We start from the raw sequence: 17,866 nt of genomic DNA, 5'->3' as shown, positions 1-17,866 counted from the left end.
GACGAAACCCCAGCCAGACGGCTGGGGTTTTGCGTTGATGGATCCGTGACGATGCGGGCCCTATTGTGTCAAAGGCTCGAAGTCACTGGTCAGCGCATCGACGTCACTGGGTTGATCGCGCGGGTCGGCGGTGATGTCGAGCGCCGGGCTGTGGCGCAGGGTCTGCCAGGCGCTGCGGATCTCCTCGACACTCAGCTTGTCGACCTGTGCAGCCAGTTGCTGACGGCGATCGAAATCGACCTGCGGATAGGCAAGCGTCTGCCATAGCCGGTCGGCGCGCGCCGACAGCGATTGATCGCGCTGCAGCAGTTGCTGCCGCACGGCCTGCCGATAAGGCGCCAGATCGTCATCACTCAGCGTCTCGATGCGCTGATCGAACGTCTTCAGGAAAGCGTCCATGCGCTGGCCGATGGTATCGCTTGCGACACTTGGCGACTGCACCAGCATCATCAGCCCCGGGGCATCCATGAACGGCGCGTAGCCGGCGCTGACGATATACCCGAGCTGCTCGTCGGTACGCAGTTTGGCAAAGAACGGGGGGCCGATCAGCTGCCCGATCACGGCCAGACTGGCCTGGCTCTGCAGCGAGAGATCGGGGCCCTGAAGATAGCGCAGCACGGCGGCGTCATTTCGTGTTGTTGCGGGGTGCAGCGCCGGAGCGTTCGACGGCACATCGAGCACGCTCAATGGCGGGATGTCGTCGGCGTGAAGTTGGGGCGCCAGCGCGTTGGCGACCAGTAACCCTTCGCGCCTGGCAAGCGTGGCATCGAGGTTGCCCACCGCCATGGCCTGAACGTAGAGCTGACTCAGGAATCGCTGACGATAGTCGCGTACATCCTCCACGCCGAGGCCGTCGAGCGCGGCCAGCATGTTGCGGGTGCTGATCTGGGGTCGCATCAGGGCTTCGCCCAGTGTTCGCTGCGCCTGCTGGTAGAGCGCGTCCTGCGGGGCATTCTCCCAACTACGTTTCAGCCCTTGCTTGACTCGGGCAATGCTGTCGGCGGTGATCTCGCCCTGCTCGAGCTGCTCGACGACGGTCTGCATCAGTCGATCCTGATGGTCGCGCCAGCCGGAAAACGCCAGGGTGATGCCACGGCCGTGAGCGTAGGCGGCGAAATCCTGGCCCGCCAGCGACGCGGGATAGAAGCGCTCGTTGAGGCCGTCGTTCAACCATCCGGCCAGCAGGCGCGTCAGCGCGGCGTAGCGGGCGTCCTGAGTGGCATCGGGGTTCTGCAGGCTGAAGCGCCACTCGACCCGCGGGGCGCCGAATGCGCTGTTGGCCTGGTGCCAGATCTCGACGCTGGGTGAGTCGACGAGGCGCGCGGGTTCGGCGCTATCGAACGGCTGGACGCTCAGGTCCTCGGCGATATAGGGGTTGGGCTCGGGAAGCGCCAGTCCGTCGAGTGACGTTCCGCGAGGCCAGTCGTCGCGACGCGTCAAGGTGTAGGGCGTCGCGAAGTACTGTGTGGTTTCGTCACCCGAGACGTCCGGTCCGCTGTAGACCCGCAGCAGGTTGTCCGGTGTCAGCCGGTCGAGAGTGTCGTCGATCGCCGCCTTGTCGAAACGATCCATGCGGTAGGGCGCGTACTGCACATCCTGGAGCGGATAGTGCGCCAGGCTCATTGCCATGCCGCTGACGGTATCGATCGGCTCGCTGCGCTGCTGAAAACGGAAGCTCTGCTCGGCCAGCTTCGCTTGTTCGTCGTAGCGCCAGGCGTCGACGCCGTGATCGCGAATACGTCGGATCTGTTCGAACAGGCTCGCCTGGATGTCGTCGAGATGCTGCTCGCCCTCCGGCGTCAGGCTGATGGAAATATCGAACAGCGCATGCTCGCCGTCGCTCTGGGTCGTGCCGGCGGAGAGCCCGTCGGCCCAGCCGGCCTTGCGTAGAGCGGCCAGCAGGCTGCCTTCACCTTCGTGACCCAGCAGGTTGGCGAGATAATCGTCCGGCTTGTCGGCGTACTCGAGGATCGGGTCATCGATGGGGAACAGGAACTCGAGCTGGCGCCGTGCCTCGTTGGTCTTGATGCGCAGTGACGCCGGGAGATCGCCATCCCTGGCCAGCGGTTGATCGATGACCGGCTTTTTCAGCTCGCGGTCGGGTACCGCAGCGAAGCGCTGGCGAACCTGCTGCTCCATGGCATCCAGCGACTCCGGTGCCAGCACGGCCAGATGCATGACGTTGGCGTCGTAGTGCTGATGATAGAAATCGAGCAGGGCTTGGCGCAGCGGGCGTTTGTCGCTATTGAGCGTTTCCAGGCTGCCGACCGAGAAATGATTGATCGGATGATCGGGATTGAGCGCCTTGCCCAGCGCCTCATTGATCCGCCGGGCATCGTCGTCGCGCCGCGCCTGATACTCGGAGTTCACCGCGTGTCGCTCGCGATCGACGTAGTCCGGATTGAACTGTGGCGATACGAAGAACTGCGAGAAGCGGTCGAGAGCTTCGGGAAAGGCGCTCGGGTCGACGTCGAAATAGAAATTGGTGTCCTGATCCGCGGTGAAGGCGTTGTGGGAACCGCCGTTCTGGCTGATGAAGCGCTGATAACCATCCGGATCGGGATAGCCCTCGGTGCCCAGGAACAGCATATGTTCGAGGAAATGCGCGAGCCCTGGCATGTCGGCGGGGTCGTTGTCGCTGCCGACCGAGACATCCATGGCGGCCGCCGCCTTGTCGGCATCAGGGTCGCTGACCAGCAGTACCTGAAGTCCGTTGTCGAGCGTCACCGCGCGGTACTGGCGGTCGTCATTCGGGCTCTGGATCAGCTGGCCTTGAAGCGGTTGACTCTGGGTCGGCTGGGCGGCATCGGCGGATTCGGAGCTGGCGACGGCTTCTACCGGCGTGACCACGAACGCCAGCGCCAGGCCGATGGCCAGATAGCCGGCAGCGAACCAGGTGCGCAGACCGGCCCGCAGCGATGTAACGCTGTCAGAGAAGTCTGACGCGCGAGAGAGAGAGCCACGTGATAGCGCTCGAGAACGGGATTCCTGCATATGATTGTCTCGGTAGTGAATAAGATCGGCTCGGTGTTGAACAAAGGCAATGTTGAACAAAGGCAATGTTGAACAAAAGCAATGACGAACAAGGGCAATGATGAATAAGGGCGACGACGAAGAGAGAAGTAGAAGACGTCCAGCGATCCTTCAGGCGGTCCACACCCGCATGGCGCCGATCGGGTAGGCGCAGTTCCAGTCCTGATAGGCGGGATCGTTCACCCGTCTAGATACCGGGAATGCGCCCAGAAGTTCCCTGTCGGCCGCGCCGAGGAGCTCTCGGGCCGAGCCAGACGGCGTTCCGGGCGATAGCCATGTCTCGGCCTGGGACGCGGCGATGATCGCCGGCAGACGATCGCTCATGGGGGCGACGATCTCCGTGGCGGGCACCGTGATCAGCGCAAACGAGTCCCGGGATTCACCGGTCTCCGGTGCGTAGCGACTCCAGATACCGGCCAGCAGCAGCGGCGAACGGTCGGTATGCGTGACCAGGAACGGCTGCTTGCCGCGCAGCCCGGCCTGCCACACGTAGATGCCGGTCACGGGCACCAGGCAGCGCCGTTCGGACAATGCCTCGCGAAACATCGGGCGCTCGTCGAGCGACTCGGCACGGGCGCAGTGAGGCGCCTGATCCAGGACTTTCAGCCAGGTTGGCGTCAGCCCCCAGAACGCGTCTCGCAGAACCGTCGTCTCCGCTTCCTGGCGCAGGATCGAAAGCCAGTGGCGGGGCGCCAGGTTGGGGCTGAATATCGGCGAATCGACAGCTCGAAAAGCGGGGCTCGTCGGATGTCGTGTCCAGTCGTCGACGTGCAGTCGACCGGCCATGGTCTCTCCTCGTTGGTGATCGATGACAGGTGATCGATGACAGATGATCGGGTGGCAGGGGCCACAGCGTATGCCACCGAGAGTTCGGGGCCAAGACGTTATTGCGCTCGCCGCGACGACCCCAGGGCATGACGCCGCTATTGGTGTTCGACGTAAAAGTCTTACGAAATCGTCACCTTAATGCGCATGGCGCTTGCGTTTATACGGTATGGCGATATGCTGGGAAACGCTGTTCGATTTTAAGTCGACAACAAGATTTCCCGGCTTTTGCAGCATCGGCAGCACTTCGACACTATTCCGAGCGAGGGATGTTATGGCTCGACCGCGACAGCACGCCCCCGAGGCGCTCCATGCTCAGGTCATGGCGGCCTGCGATGCCTGGCTACGTGAAAATCCTGTGCACACGCTGTCGCTGCGCTCGCTGGCTCGCGATGTGGGTTGCGCGCCGAGCACGCTGCTCAAACTCTACGGCAGCTTCAGCAACCTGCTCCAGTACGTCAATATCGAGACGCTCGATCGTATGGGCGCTGCTGTCTCCTGGCTGGAGGATGCCGAGCCGACTCCCCAGCTCAAGGCCCTGGCGATGGCCTACTGGCAGTTCGCCCAGCATGAACCCCATCGTTGGCAGATGCTGTTCGAATATCCGCTGGCGGACGAAGGGGAGCTGGACGAACGCCAGACCCATATCATCGATGCCCTGTTCCTGCGCGTCGAAAGCGCTCTCAAGGCATACCAGCCCGCGCTCGACGACGTTGCTGCCAAACGCATGGCGCGCACGCTGTGGGGCAGCGTGCATGGTCTGGTTCAGCTCGGGCTCAACGATCGCCTCGGCTACTGGCAGGGGCAGCCGATGGAAGCCGGCGACCTGCTCGATCAGCTGCTGACGATGACCCTGAATGGCCTGCGCTACCTGCCGGATCCTTCGTGATTCGGGGGTTGCTGGCCCAGCGCCGGTTTGCTCCGTTCTTCTGGACCCAGGCGCTGGGTGCTTTCAACGACAATCTATTCAAGAACGTCTTGCTGCTGTTGCTGACCTTCGTCGCGGTTCCCCGTTATGGCTGGGACACCGGGCTGCTCAACAACCTGGCGGCGGGACTGTTCATTCTGCCTTTTTTTCTGTTTTCCGCCTGGGGCGGGACGCTCGCCGATCACCTCGACAAGCAACGACTCGTACGCCGACTCAAGTTACTTGAGCTGGTGACGATGATCGCTGCCGCGGTGGCGGTCTGGTTCGAACTGTTCGGTTTGCTGCTGGCGCTGCTGTTCATGATGGGTACGCAGTCAGCGCTTTTCGGCCCGGTAAAGTACGCGATTCTGCCGCAGCATCTGGCGGCCACCGAGTTGGTCAAGGGCAACGCCTGGGTCAACCTGGGCACGTTCGTGTCGATCTTGCTCGGCACACTGCTGGCGGGCGTGCTGACATCGCTGGACGGTTCGCTGGAGCGGGCCGCGATTGCCGGCAGCCTGGTTCTCATCGCGATCATCGGTGTCGCTGCCAGTCTCAAGATTCCCCCGGCACCGCCGAGCGTCAGCGGTCGCGTTGCCTGGCGACCGCTGTCGGGAACCTGGCATGTCATGCGCGACGGGCTTGCCGAGAAAAAAGTGCGTCCGGCACTGATCGGTATCAGTTTCTTCTGGTTTCTGGGGGCCTGCTATCTGACCCAGTTGCCGGCCTGGGTGCGTGATGTCGTTCACGGCAGCGAGGGCGCAGTCAGCTTCCTGCTGGGCGCCTTCGCAGTCGGGGTCGGGCTCGGAGCCCTGCTCTGCTCGCGGTTGTCGGCCGGCCGTCTGGAACTGGGGCTGGTGCCGATCGGGGCGCTGGTGATCGGCGTCTCCGGTATCGAGCTGGCCTCGCAGACGGACTTCGGTGGCGAGACGCTGGTGCTCTCGGAACTGCTGACGCTGACCGAGTTCTGGCGCATGAGCACCCTGCTCGGGCTGGTGGGTCTCGGTGGGGGGCTCTACAGCGTGCCGCTCTATACCCTGATGCAGTTGGCCAGTCGTGAAGAGCGTCGCGCCCGCATGATCGCCGCCAACAATATTCTCAACGCGCTGTTCATGATTCTTTCCGCGGTCTTCGGAATCGTGATGCTGAGCGTGCTGGGGTTGTCGCTCACCGTGCTGTTCGCCTGCCTCGGGTGGCTGTCGCTGCTGGTGGGCGTGGCGCTGCTGTTGCGCAATCCGCGCCCTGCGCTGCGGCTGTTGATCTTCGTGCTGGTTCAGTTGCTCTATCGGCTGCGCTGTCGCGGTCGGCAACATGTGCCCGCGACCGGTCCGGCGTTGGTGGTGTGCAATCACGTCAGCTTCATGGATGCGCTGGTGCTGGGTGGCGCTTGTCCGCGCCCGCTACGCTTCATGATGGATCGGCCGATTTACGAAAACCCCTGGATTCACTGGTTTTTCCGGATCGCCGGGGCGATCCCCGTCGACTCCGATCGGCGGGACCCGGGTGGGGTTCGTCGTGCCCTGGAAGAGGTCAGTCGAGCGCTGCGCAATGGCGAGGTGGTGATGGTCTTTCCGGAAGGTCGACTGACGCCGGACGGCGAGGTGCACGCCTTTCGCCGCGGGCTGGACCTGATGCTGGCACGGGACCCGGTGCCGGTGGTGCCGGCGGCGCTGTCGGGATTGTGGGGGTCGTGGACCTCCAACAAGGATGGCAAGGCGCTGACCAAACGGCCGCGACGACTGCGAGCCCGGGTCCTGCTGGTCTTCGGGGAGGCGATTCCGGCCGGCCATTCGCCGCGAAGAACGCTGGAGCGTCGCGTTCGTGGGCTCAAGCGCGCGGCCGACCTGAGCCTGTCCCGGCATCCGGGCGGCCCGATCTAGAATCCGTCTATTCGCTACTGCGGCGTCGAACGCCCTGCTGCCAGCAACGTACTGAAGTGATCAGGTTGTCTCCGATCTCGAGAATCTCGAGGCGCGTCGTGCCGATCTGCAGGCAGGCCTGGGCGTCGGGAAAGGATTCGAGCTCCTCCAGGATCAGGCCGTTGAGGGTTTTGGGGCCATCGGTCGGTAGCTCCCAGCCCAGCGCCTTGTTGACCTCGCGAATGTTGGCCGTGCCTTCGATCACGTAGCCCCCGTCCGCCTGGGGGTGAATCTCGCGATAGGTGCCGGCCACATCGGTGGTGAACTCGCCCACGATCTCTTCCAGAATGTCTTCCAGTGTCGCTAGACCCTGCACGTCACCGTACTCATCGACGACCACGCCGATCCGGCGCTTCTGCCGCTGGAAGTTGAGCAATTGCGTATGCAGCGGCGTCGACTCGGGGATGAAATAAGGCTCGCGGGCTTCCTGCACGATCGCTGCCTTGTTCAGATCGGGCTTGGAGAGAAAGCGTGCGGCATTGCGCAGATGCAGGATGCCGATGATGTTGTTGATGTCGCCCTTGAAGATCGGCAGCCGGGTGTGCTGACTCTGACGCATCTGGGCAAGCAGGGTTTCCAGGTCGTCGTCGAGATCGAGGCCGACGATCTCGTGACGCGGCACCATGATGTCGTTGACCGTGACATTTTCCAGATCGAGGATCGACAGCAGCATCGCCTGGTGACGGCCGGGAATCAGCGATCCCGCTTCATGCACCACGCTGCGCAGTTCGTCGCGAGTCAGGCTGTCGGCGCTGGCATCCAGATGGCGTACGCCCATCAAACGCAGCAAGCCGTTGGAGACGGCATTGACCAGCCACACGACGGGATAGAATAGCCGCAACAGCGGCGCCAGTATCAGCGAGGCGGGGAGCGCGACGCGATCGGGCTTGATCGCTGCGTAGGTCTTGGGTGTCACTTCACCAAAAATCAGCACCACGATCGTCAGCGCCAGGGTGGCGATCGCCGGCCCGGAAACGTCACCAAAGAAATGAATGGCGACGATGGTGGCGATGGAGGCGGCGAGGTTGTTGACCAGGTTGTTGCCGATCAGGATCACGCCCAGCAGACGGTCGGGGCGCTTGAGCAGTTCGACGACACGAATGGCCGAGCGGGATCCGGCATTGGCTCGATGATTCAGCCGATATCGATTGATCGACATCATGCCGGTTTCGGAACTGGAGAAGAATGCTGACAGGCAAACCAGGATGAAGAGCAGGCCCAGCATGAGGCCCAAGGGTATGTCATCGCTCAAGGCGGGAAATTCCTCGTGGAGTTGTCAGATCGTTGTAGGGCGTTGGCTGAACGCTGTCAACGTCGCCGATGGCCGCACAGGATCACGCCTATCGGCCCGGGGTGCCAATCAGGCGTTGTAATGGAAGATGTACTCGAGCACGAACTTGGTGCCGAAGAAGGCCAGCACCAGCACGGCGACGCCGGTCAGCGTCCAGCGCACCGCCTTCTGGCCACGCCAGCCCAGATAGTGATTGCCTGCCAGCAGGCCGGCGAAGATCAGCCATGCCAGTAGCGACAGAATGGTCTTGTGGGCCAGATGCTGGGCGAACAGATTGTCGACGAACAGGAAGCCACTGATGATGGCGACCGTCAGCAGCAGCATGCCGCACCAGATCAGTTCGAACAGCAGCTGTTCCATGCGGGTCAACGGCGGTAGAACCTGGACGATGCCGCCGGTGTGGCGGCGCTTGAGAGCGTGATGCTGGAAGCCCAGTAGCGCCGCCTGGACGGCGGCAATGGCGAGAAACGAGAACGCCGCGATCGAACTCAGGATATGAAAGTAGAGGCCGGGAGAGACGCCGGATTCGATCATTCGGCTCGGCATGCCGACCACGCCGACGATGGTGATCGCGGCCAGCGGAAATACGCACACGCCGGCATTGAGCACGGGCTTGAACAGGCTGGCCAGCAGCAGCAGCGCCACGACCAGCCAGCCGACCAGCGCGGCGCTCTGGGTCAGTCCCAGGTGCAGCCCTTGCGGGCCGATGATGGCCAGGCCAACGATGAGACTGTGGCAGACCAGGGCGATCAGTCCGACTCCGCGAACCCAGTTCGGACGTTCGGCGACGCGGCGGGCAAGACTCAGGCTTTGCCACAGCCCGGCGGCGAGATAGCAGATAATGGCGACAAGGGCGAAAGGAAGCGCCGGCATCGGTGTTTTGGCCTTGTGGGCGGTCTTCTGACTAGCGGATCGTTGCCAGTAGCCGCCATGACGATGAAAGAGTTTGAGATGCGGGTTGGCTAGATGATAGCCAATCGCGTTTCGCCGCTACTATACCCAATCACCGCCACCTCGCCCAGCGCTAGCCTCGGCATCGTGCCACGGCCATATCCCTGCTCGGCGACTTCCTCATCCCTTCTCGTTGCATGGAGCCAAGCGCCATCCATGCGTATAATGTCTGCCACATTCCTTCTAGCGGCGCCGCGAGCTTGTTTCGAGCAACGGTGGCGCCAGGCATCGTCGCCCGGAGCGTTCCATGTTCGAAAGTCTCTCCAATCGTCTCTCGCAGACGCTCAAGTCGATCACCGGCCAGGCGCGTCTGACCGAAGACAACATCAAGGACACCCTGCGTGAAGTGCGCCGGGCGCTGCTGGAAGCGGACGTCGCGCTACCGGTGGTCAAGGATTTCGTCGACCGCGTTCGCGAACGTGCGGTCGGGCAGGAGGTGTCGAAAAGCCTCTCGCCGGGTCAGCAGTTCGTCAAGATCGTCCAGCAGGAGCTGGAAGCGATCATGGGGCAGGCCAACGAGGCGCTGATGCTTCGAGGGTCACCCGCCGTGGTGCTGATGGCCGGCCTTCAGGGTGCGGGCAAGACGACCTCCGTCGCCAAGCTGGCCAAGTACCTGCGCGAGCGCGAGAACAAGAAGGTGCTGGTGGTCTCGGCCGACGTCTACCGCCCCGCGGCCATCGACCAGCTCGAGACGCTGGCGAAAGAAGTCGAGGTCGATTTCTTCCCGTCGACCAGCGCCCAGCAGCCGGTGGCGATCGCCGAGGCGGCGATCAAGCACGCCAAGATCCAGTTCCATGACGTGGTGATCGTCGATACCGCCGGCCGACTGGCGGTGGACGAGGCGATGATGGCCGAGATCCAGGCGTTGAATCAGGCGATTCAGCCGCAGGAGACGCTGTTCGTCGTCGATGCCATGACCGGTCAGGATGCCGCCAATACCGCCAAGGCGTTCAGTGATGCCCTGCCGTTGACCGGGGTGATCCTGACCAAGGCCGACGGTGACGCGCGTGGCGGTGCCGCACTGTCGGTCCGTCATATCACCGGCAAACCGATCAAGTTCATGGGCATGGGCGAGAAGGTCGATGCCCTCGAACCCTTCCACCCCGATCGCGTGGCCTCGCGGATCCTCGGCATGGGCGACATGCTGTCGCTGATCGAGGAAGCCGAGCGCAACGTCGACAAGGGCAAGGCCGAACGCCTGGCCAAGAAGGTCAAGAAGGGCCAGGGCTTCGATCTCGAGGACTTCCGCGATCAGCTCCAGCAGCTCAAGAAGATGGGTGGCATGGGCGGGTTGATGTCCAAGATGCCGGGCATGGGGCAGATGGCGGACATGGCTCAGAACAAGGGCGCCGAGCAGGAGTTCGGCAAGCTCGAGACGCTGATCAACTCGATGACGCCTCAGGAACGTCGCAAGCCCGAGATCATCAATGGCTCGCGCAAGCGCCGTATCGCCACCGGTGCCGGCCTCCAGGTGCCGGATCTCAACCGTTTGCTCAAACAGCACAAGCAGATGCAGAAGATGATGAAGAAAGCCGGGCAGAAGGGCGGCATGCAAAAGATGATGCGCGGGATGTCCGGCATGATGGGCGGGGGTGGTTCCGGAGGCCCGGGCGGTCCTGGTGGCATGGGCGGTCCCGGGGGTATGGGTGGCATGGGCGGCGGCGGTTTTCCGCGCCGCTGAGGCTTGCGCTGGACCCGGCACCCGCTTCGGGATCGACGCTTTCGCCGATCTCAACAAAAGGTTCCCAAGACGCGGCCTTTTCCGTAGAATGCTGCGTCTTCGTCTCGGGCTAGTGTTCGAGAAGACTTGATTTCGTGGCGTAACGATTAACTTAACCGAAGGATTATCAACGCAATGGTAACCATTCGTCTGGCACGTGGTGGCGCCAAGAAGCGTCCCTTCTATCACCTGACCGTCAGCGACTCTCGCGTTTCTCGCGACGGTCGCTTCATCGAGCGCGTCGGCTTCTTCAATCCGGTCGCTCGCGGCCAGGAAGAGCGTCTGCGCGTCGATCTGGACCGCGTCACCCACTGGCAGTCTCAGGGTGCGCAGGTCTCCGAGCGCGTCGCCGAGCTGGTCAAAGAAGCTCGCAAGGCTCAGGCCTGAGTTCGATCGTCATGCCGCAAGCGTCTCGCGAGCCTGATCAGGACAACCCCAGTCTGGACAAATCCACGCAGGATAAGTCCACGCAGGGCAATGCCGAACAGGCTGACTCCAGGCAGGGCGAGGAGGCGCAGCATGTGGTGCTGGGGCGTCTGACCAGTCCGCACGGTGTGAAAGGTTGGCTCAAGGTCTATTCGTACTCCAGCCCGGCCGAGGGCATCTTCGACTATCCGACATGGGTGTTGTCGATGCACGGCGAGCGCCAGACACGGCGCCTGCTCGATGCGCGGCCCCAGGGCAAGGGTCTGGTGGTACGACTGGAAGGTATCGACACCCGAGAGCTGGCCGAGCAGTGGGCCGGTGCCGAGGTGTTGATGGAGAAGACGGCGCTACCCGAACTGGATAGCGGCGAATATTACTGGCACCAGCTGGAAGGCCTCGAGGTTTCGACCCGTGACGGCGTCAAGCTGGGGCGAGTCGATCATCTGTTCGAGACCGGCGCCAACGATGTGCTGGTGATCAAACCCTCCGAGGGTAGCCTCGATGATCGAGAACGGTTGCTGCCGTTTTTGCCTGACGACGTGATCGTTCAGGTCGATCTCGGCGCGCAGTCCATGATCGTGGAGTGGGATCCGTCCTTCTGACCTCGGAAATCGAGGGGTTGGCGGCCGGCGGCCAGGAGAAGCGTACCGTGTGGATTGGTGTCGTCTCCCTGTTTCCGGAGATGTTCGAGGCCATTACCCGGCATGGCGTTACCGGACGTGCCGTGGATCGCGGGTTGCTGGAAATGGCTTTCTGGAACCCTCGGGATTATGCCTCGGATCGGCATCGCACTGTCGACGATCGTCCTTATGGCGGCGGCCCAGGCATGCTGATGAAGGTCGATACGTTGCGCGGTGCATTGGCCGACGCGCGTGCCGGCGCCGAAGCGGCCGGTCATCGGCCTAGCGTGATCTATCTCTCGCCTCAGGGGCGCAGGCTGGATCAGGCCGGGGCTCGCGAGCTGGCGTCGCGTGACGGATTGATCGTCGTGGCGGGGCGTTACGAAGGGATCGACGAGCGCGTTGTCGAGGCCGATATCGATGAAGAGTGGTCGATCGGCGATTACGTGCTCAGCGGCGGCGAGTTGCCGGCCATGGTGATGATTGATGCGCTGGCCCGCGAAGTGCCGGGCGTGCTGGGGCATGAGGCGTCGGCCAGCGAAGATTCGTTCGCCGATGGCCTGCTGGACTGCCCGCACTATACGCGGCCCGAAGTGATCGATGGTCATCGGGTGCCGGACGTGCTGCTCAGCGGCAATCACGAGTGGATTCGTCGCTGGAGACTGAAGCAATCTCTCGGGCGCACCTGGCTCAGGCGTCCGGATCTGTTGGAGAGCCGAACGTTGGATCGTGAGCAGCGCAAGTTGCTCGATGAATTCATCGATGAACACGTCGCAGGAAGCCCTTCCTTCCGCGACGGCGGTGCATGAGGCGATAGCTGTTCGCGAATCTCCGGATGGGGATCTCTGAATAGAGCGATCGTCGACATGCGTCACCCACGAGTCCGATTCCGCCCCGACCCTTACTGGCGGGCGCCGGGATCACGAAACGTCCTCCAGGGATGTTTCTTCAACGAGGAGCAAGACATGAGTAGCAAGAGCAAAGTGATCCAGGCGCTCGAAGACGAGCAGATGGGCAAGGAAATTCCGGCGTTCGCCCCTGGCGATACCATCATCGTCCAGGTCAAGGTGGTGGAAGGGACTCGTGAGCGTCTGCAGGCTTTCGAAGGCGTCGTGATCGGCAAGCGTAACCGCGGCCTCAACTCCGCTTTCACTGTGCGCAAGATTTCCCACGGTGTCGGCGTCGAGCGTACGTTCCAGACCTACAGCCCGCTGGTGGCCGGTATCGAAGTCAAGCGTCGCGGTGACGTGCGTCAGGCCAAGCTGTACTATCTGCGTGAGCGTAGCGGCAAGTCTGCGCGGATCAAGGAAAAGCTGGGCTGATCAGCGTACGGCGCTGATCCACGCGCTCCTACTTTCGCCGGAGCGTGCCTGGCAGGACCAACGGAAACCCCGCGAGCCACTCGGCTCGCGGGGTTTCCGCGTTATGATGGCACGCTTTCTGTCATCGTCATCCTCCGTCTTGTTCCGTCACTTTCCGTCCGGGAGCCGCATGAACGATCACGACCGACGCGATGCCTTCCTCGATGCGCTGTGGCTGGAGCGGGGTGTCAGCGAACATACGCTGAGTGCCTATCGCCGCGATCTGACGGCATGGATCGTCTATCTCGACGCGCAGAACGAACGGCTGCTGGCGCCCGGCGATACCACGCTGAGCGACTTCGTCGAGACGTGTCGCGAGCGCTACCATGCACGCTCCATCGCCCGTCAGCTCTCCTGCCTGCGTCGCTTCTACCGCTGGGCGCTGGCCGAGAGCCTGATGAATTACGATCCGCTGGCGGAGATTCGGCCGCCCCGAGTGCAGCCCGGGTTACCGTCGACGCTCGAGGAGCACGACGTCGACCGACTGCTGGAGGCGCCGGACGTCGAAACTGCCCTGGGCCTGCGTGATCGCGCCATGCTGGAAGTGCTCTACGCCTGCGGGCTACGGGTCACGGAACTGGTGGAGCTGACCGTCGCGGCGGTCAATCTGCGCCAGGGCGTGGTGCTGGTGCGCGGCAAGGGCGACAAGGAGCGCCTGGTGCCGTTGGGCGAAGAGGCGCTGGCGTGGGTCGAGCGCTATCTGCGCCAGGGTCGTAACGAGTTGATGCATGACATCCGCCAGCCGCCGCTGTTTCCGGGGCGTCATGATGGTTTCATGACTCGCCAGACGTTCTGGTATCGTCTCAAGCACTACGCGCAGCTCGCGGCTATCGACAAACCGCTGTCTCCGCATACGCTGCGCCACGCCTTCGCCACGCATTTATTGAATCATGGGGCCAATTTGCGTGTCGTACAGTTACTGCTGGGTCACAGTGATCTATCGACCACGCAGATCTATACCCACGTGGCCCAGGCGCGGCTGGAAGCGCTGCACGCCCAACACCATCCAAGAGGTTGAACATGAGAAGTCGTTTTCTGTCCGCACTCGCCCTGGCGGGCCTTTCTCTGGCCTCCGCCATGGCACCCAGTGCGTTTGCCGAGCCCCCGGCCGATCTGGCCGACAAGCTCAATGCGCACAGCGGACAGCCGCTCCCGATCGAGGCCATCGACGACTCGCCGGTCCCGGGGCTGTATGAAGTACGTCTGCGCGGCGGCAATACGCTCTATTCGGACGCCGAAGGCCAGTACATGATCGTCGGCGATCTCTACCAGAACGCCGACGACGGAATGGTCAATCTCACCGAGCAGGCGGCCAACGAGCGCCGCCGAGCGCTAGTCGACGCCGTGCCCGAGGACGAGCGCGTGGTCTACAAGCCGGCCGGAGAGGTCAAGGCCAGGCTCACCGTGTTCACCGATCCGACCTGCCCCTACTGCCACAAACTGCATGCCGAGATGTCCCAGCTCAACGACATGGGAATCGAGGTCGACTATCTGGCCTTTCCGCGCATGGGCCCCAATTCGGATGCGGCGCGACAGCTGGCCGACGTATGGTGTTCCGACAACCGTTCCGAGGCGATGAGCGCGGCGTTCCGCGGCGACAGCGTGAAGAGCTCCGCCAGCTGTGAAGCGCCGATCGCCTCCCAGTATCAGTTGGGGGTCGAATCGGGTATTCAGGGTACGCCCGCGATCATCTTCCCCGACGGCAAGATGGTACCGGGTTACCTGCCGGCAAAACGTCTGGCGACGATGCTGAACGTCGAGGCCGATGGCGATAGCTGATCCCGGCGGCGAAACCCCGCGCGCCAGCTTGACAAGGGGCGCTGGGGTTTCTACCGTGACCGCCCTTCAGGGCACTTTGTGGGTCGAGATCAATGTGGATCGAGATCGATACCGCAAGGCGTCTGGTGCCGTAACCGCGGTCACCGCTCCGGAGGGTGATGCGACGAGCACAGACCAGTAGGGGAGAGCGACATCTTGGATCCGGTGAGAGTGGGTATCTGCGGGCTTGGCACCGTAGGCGGTGGCACCTTTGACGTCCTGACGCGCAACGCCGATGAAATTGCCCGGCGTGCGGGTCGGCCCATCGTCATCGAGCAGATCGGCACCCGTCGTGACAATCCCGACTGCGACACATCCGGCGTCAAGGTGACACGCGATATTTTCGAGGTCGCGCGCAATCCCGATATCGATGTGCTGGTCGAACTGATCGGTGGCTACGACGTCGCCCGCGAACTGGTGATGACGGCCATCGAGCACGGCAAGCACGTGGTCACCGCCAACAAGGCGCTGATCGCCGTCTACGGCAACGAGATTTTCCACGCCGCCCACAAGAAGGGCGTCATCGTCGCCTTCGAGGCTGCCGTCGCCGGCGGCATCCCGGTGATCAAGTCGCTGCGCGAGGGTCTGGGCGCCAACCGGATCCAGTGGCTGGCCGGTATCATCAACGGCACCGGCAACTACATCCTGACCCATATGCGCGACGAAGGGCGAGCTTTCGATGACGTGCTTGCCGAGGCACAGGCGCTGGGCTATGCCGAGGCCGATCCGACCTTCGACGTCGAGGGCATCGACGCCGCTCACAAGCTGACGATCCTGGCCTCGATCGCCTACGGCGTGCCGCTGCAGTTCGATCGCGCCTATACCGAGGGCATTGCGCGTATCACCGCCGATGACGTCGAGCAGGCCGACAACCTCGGCTATACCATCAAGCATCTGGGTATCACCCGTCGCGGCGAGAACGGCATCGAACTGCGCGTCCATCCCACGCTGATCCCGAAAGAGCGGCTGCTGGCCAATGTGCATGGGGTCAAGAACGCCATCGCCGTGATGGGCGACGCCGTCGGCCCGACGCTCTATTACGGTGCCGGCGCCGGCGCCGAACCCACGGCGTCGGCCGTGGTTGCCGATCTGCTCGACGTGGCGCGCAATATCGCCACCGCGCACAGCTATCGAGTGCCCTATCTGGCCTTTAGCGGCGTCAACGACGAGATCAATGCGCTGCCGATCCTGCCGATGGAAGAGATCGTCACGGCCTACTACCTGCGTCTGCTGGCCGTGGATCGTCCGGGCGTACTGGCGCGAGTCGCGACGATTCTCGCCGAGCAGGGCATCTCGATCGAAGCGATCATCCAGAAGGAAGCCACCGAAGGCGAGCTGGTGCCGATCATTCTGCTGACCCATCGGACGCGCGAGAAACACATGAACGAGGCGATCCGACAGCTGGAATCGCTGGCCGATATTGCTGGGCCGGTGACGCGGATTCGCGTCGAGTCACTGGACGAGCAGGGCTGATTCGCGCCGAAAACGGCGACAGCCAAGATAATGACCGGTAAGACAACTACAGCCACGCACCGCGCGTCGAACAGGACGGCGGTGCGTAGTTCGTCACTCACGGGGTGAATGATGCGTTATATCAGTACGCGCGGCCAGGCGCCGGCGCTGAATTTCGAGGAAGTGGTATTGACCGGCATGGCCACCGACGGCGGGCTTTACGTCCCCGAAACGGTGCCGCAGCTGTCGCACGACGAGCTTGCCTCGATGGCCGGCCTCTCCTATGCCGAGATCGCCTTTCGGGTGATGAAACCGTTCGTCGGCGGCGAGATCGACGACGAGACGTTCCGCGAGTTGATCCGCGACGCCTACGCCACCTTCAGTCACGATGCTATCGTGCCGCTCAATCAGCTCGACGCCAACCACTTCCTGCTCGAACTGTTCCATGGCCCGACGCTGGCGTTCAAGGACGTTGCGCTGCAGCTGCTGGGTCGGATCCTCGATCACTTTCTGGCCAAACGCGGCGAGCGTGCGGTGATCATGGGTGCCACCTCCGGCGATACCGGGTCGGCGGCGATCGAGGGTTGCCGCCACTGCGACCATCTCGATATCTTCATCCTGCATCCGCACGACCGGGTTTCCGAAGTGCAGCGGCGCCAGATGACCACGGTACTGGCGGACAACGTCTTCAATATCGCCATCGAAGGCAATTTCGATGACGCCCAGGCGATGGTCAAGGCGAGCTTCGCCAATCAGGGCTTCCTGAAAGGGGAACGGCTGGTGGCGGTCAATTCGATCAACTGGGCGCGCATCATGGCCCAGATCGTCTACTACGTCGCCGCCGGCGTAGCGCTGGGCGCGCCGCACCGCGAAGTCAGCTTCTGCGTGCCGTCGGCCAACTTCGGTAATCTCTTCGCCGGCTACATGGCGTACCAGATGGGGCTGCCGGTCAAGCAGTTCATCATCGCTACCAACGCCAACGATATCCTGCACCGCACGCTGGCCGACAATGACTTCTCCAAGCGCGAGCTGGCGGCGACGCTGGCACCGTCGATGGATATCGTGGTGTCGTCGAACTTCGAGCGGCTGCTGTTCGACGCCTACGATCGCGATGGCGACGCCGTGCGGGAGCTGCTGGAACGCTTCCAGAGCGAGCCTGCGGTGCTGGCCGAGGCGCCGCTGGCCAAGCTGCGCGAGAAGTTCGCGAGCTTCAGTGTCGACGACGACACCATTCTCGAAGCCATTCGCGATGCGCGTCATCGCACCAAGGAACTGCTCGATCCGCACACCGCCACCGGTTATCTGGCCGCGCAGCGCGCGCGCGCCGACGCCACCACGCCGATGATCACCCTGGCCACGGCGCATCCGGCCAAGTTCGCCGAAGCCGTGGTCAAGGCGGGTTTTTCCGGCGTGCCGCTGCCTGTGCACATGGCCGACCTGCTCGAACGCGAAGAGCGTTACAGCGTATTGCCGGCAGAGCTTGCGGCAGTACAGGCGTTCGTCGCCGACAATCGGCGCTGAGCATCGACAGGATTGCATCGAG

At 63.1% G+C, this 17,866-nt stretch carries 15 protein-coding genes; 11 read left to right on the top strand and 4 right to left on the bottom strand.

The window, feature by feature from the left end; translation table 11 throughout:
• Window positions 1-60 precede the first annotated feature (60 nt).
• Window positions 61-2,994, bottom strand: coding sequence for an insulinase family protein (locus ACUN9V_RS12365; protein WP_445511609.1), 2,934 nt, complete (start codon window positions 2,992-2,994; stop codon window positions 61-63).
• A gap of 150 nt (window positions 2,995-3,144) precedes the next feature.
• Entirely contained in the window at window positions 3,145-3,819 is a 675-nt protein-coding gene (locus ACUN9V_RS12360; RefSeq protein WP_445511608.1) for an SOS response-associated peptidase, read from the bottom strand.
• 313 nt (window positions 3,820-4,132) lie between these two features.
• Between ACUN9V_RS12360 and ACUN9V_RS12355 the strand changes: the two genes are divergently transcribed.
• Both ACUN9V_RS12355 and ACUN9V_RS12350 read left to right on the top strand, forming a co-directional pair.
• Window positions 4,133-4,747: a TetR/AcrR family transcriptional regulator gene (locus ACUN9V_RS12355; RefSeq protein WP_075560774.1), complete on the top strand. Its 615-nt coding sequence runs from the start codon at window positions 4,133-4,135 to the stop codon at window positions 4,745-4,747.
• The gene (locus ACUN9V_RS12350; RefSeq protein WP_445511607.1) at window positions 4,744-6,645 is read left to right on the top strand and encodes an MFS transporter; all 1,902 of its coding nucleotides are present in this window, start codon (window positions 4,744-4,746) and stop codon (window positions 6,643-6,645) included. Before ACUN9V_RS12355 ends, ACUN9V_RS12350 begins: the two co-directional genes overlap by 4 nt.
• Before the next feature lie 7 nt (window positions 6,646-6,652).
• Here the strand turns inward: ACUN9V_RS12350 and ACUN9V_RS12345 are convergent, their stop codons facing one another.
• Both ACUN9V_RS12345 and ACUN9V_RS12340 read right to left on the bottom strand, forming a co-directional pair.
• Complete coding sequence (locus tag ACUN9V_RS12345) at window positions 6,653-7,936, bottom strand: HlyC/CorC family transporter (protein WP_445511606.1); 1,284 nt, start codon at window positions 7,934-7,936, stop codon at window positions 6,653-6,655.
• 108 nt (window positions 7,937-8,044) lie between these two features.
• Window positions 8,045-8,848, bottom strand: a complete 804-nt coding sequence (locus ACUN9V_RS12340; protein WP_445511605.1) for a cytochrome C assembly family protein — start codon at window positions 8,846-8,848, stop codon at window positions 8,045-8,047.
• Window positions 8,849-9,173: 325 nt separating this feature from the next.
• On the opposite strand from ACUN9V_RS12340, the gene ffh reads away from it, so the two are divergent.
• From ffh to thrC, 9 genes are all read left to right on the top strand, one after another.
• Window positions 9,174-10,607, top strand: a complete 1,434-nt coding sequence (ffh, locus tag ACUN9V_RS12335) for a signal recognition particle protein (protein ID WP_445511604.1) — start codon at window positions 9,174-9,176, stop codon at window positions 10,605-10,607.
• Between the two features lie 174 nt (window positions 10,608-10,781).
• Entirely contained in the window at window positions 10,782-11,033 is a 252-nt protein-coding gene (gene rpsP, locus ACUN9V_RS12330) for a 30S ribosomal protein S16 (RefSeq protein ID WP_075560779.1), read from the top strand.
• A gap of 11 nt (window positions 11,034-11,044) precedes the next feature.
• Window positions 11,045-11,674 (top strand): ribosome maturation factor RimM, encoded by a 630-nt coding sequence (gene rimM / locus ACUN9V_RS12325; protein ID WP_445511603.1) that lies wholly within the window; start codon window positions 11,045-11,047, stop codon window positions 11,672-11,674.
• A gap of 47 nt (window positions 11,675-11,721) precedes the next feature.
• Window positions 11,722-12,501, top strand: a complete 780-nt coding sequence (trmD, locus tag ACUN9V_RS12320; RefSeq protein ID WP_445511636.1) for a tRNA (guanosine(37)-N1)-methyltransferase TrmD — start codon at window positions 11,722-11,724, stop codon at window positions 12,499-12,501.
• 156 nt (window positions 12,502-12,657) lie between these two features.
• On the top strand, window positions 12,658-13,014 hold the full coding sequence (rplS, locus tag ACUN9V_RS12315; RefSeq protein WP_445511602.1) for a 50S ribosomal protein L19: 357 nt from the start codon (window positions 12,658-12,660) through the stop codon (window positions 13,012-13,014).
• A gap of 169 nt (window positions 13,015-13,183) precedes the next feature.
• Window positions 13,184-14,071 carry a site-specific tyrosine recombinase XerD gene (gene xerD, locus ACUN9V_RS12310; RefSeq protein ID WP_445511601.1) on the top strand — a complete coding sequence of 296 codons (888 nt, stop codon included), beginning with the start codon at window positions 13,184-13,186 and terminating at the stop codon, window positions 14,069-14,071.
• A 2-nt stretch (window positions 14,072-14,073) separates the two neighbouring features.
• Window positions 14,074-14,832 carry a DsbC family protein gene (locus ACUN9V_RS12305; RefSeq protein ID WP_445511600.1) on the top strand — a complete coding sequence of 253 codons (759 nt, stop codon included), beginning with the start codon at window positions 14,074-14,076 and terminating at the stop codon, window positions 14,830-14,832.
• A 195-nt stretch (window positions 14,833-15,027) separates the two neighbouring features.
• Entirely contained in the window at window positions 15,028-16,344 is a 1,317-nt protein-coding gene (locus ACUN9V_RS12300; RefSeq protein WP_445511599.1) for a homoserine dehydrogenase, read from the top strand.
• A 111-nt stretch (window positions 16,345-16,455) separates the two neighbouring features.
• Entirely contained in the window at window positions 16,456-17,844 is a 1,389-nt protein-coding gene (gene thrC / locus ACUN9V_RS12295) for a threonine synthase (RefSeq protein ID WP_445511598.1), read from the top strand.
• The last annotated feature ends 22 nt before the right edge of the window (window positions 17,845-17,866 follow it).

The sequence above is a fragment of the Salinicola sp. V024 genome, assembly GCF_052645315.1.
Note: the sequence above shows the minus strand (reverse complement) of the source record. Positions and strands in the feature narration are given on the sequence as shown.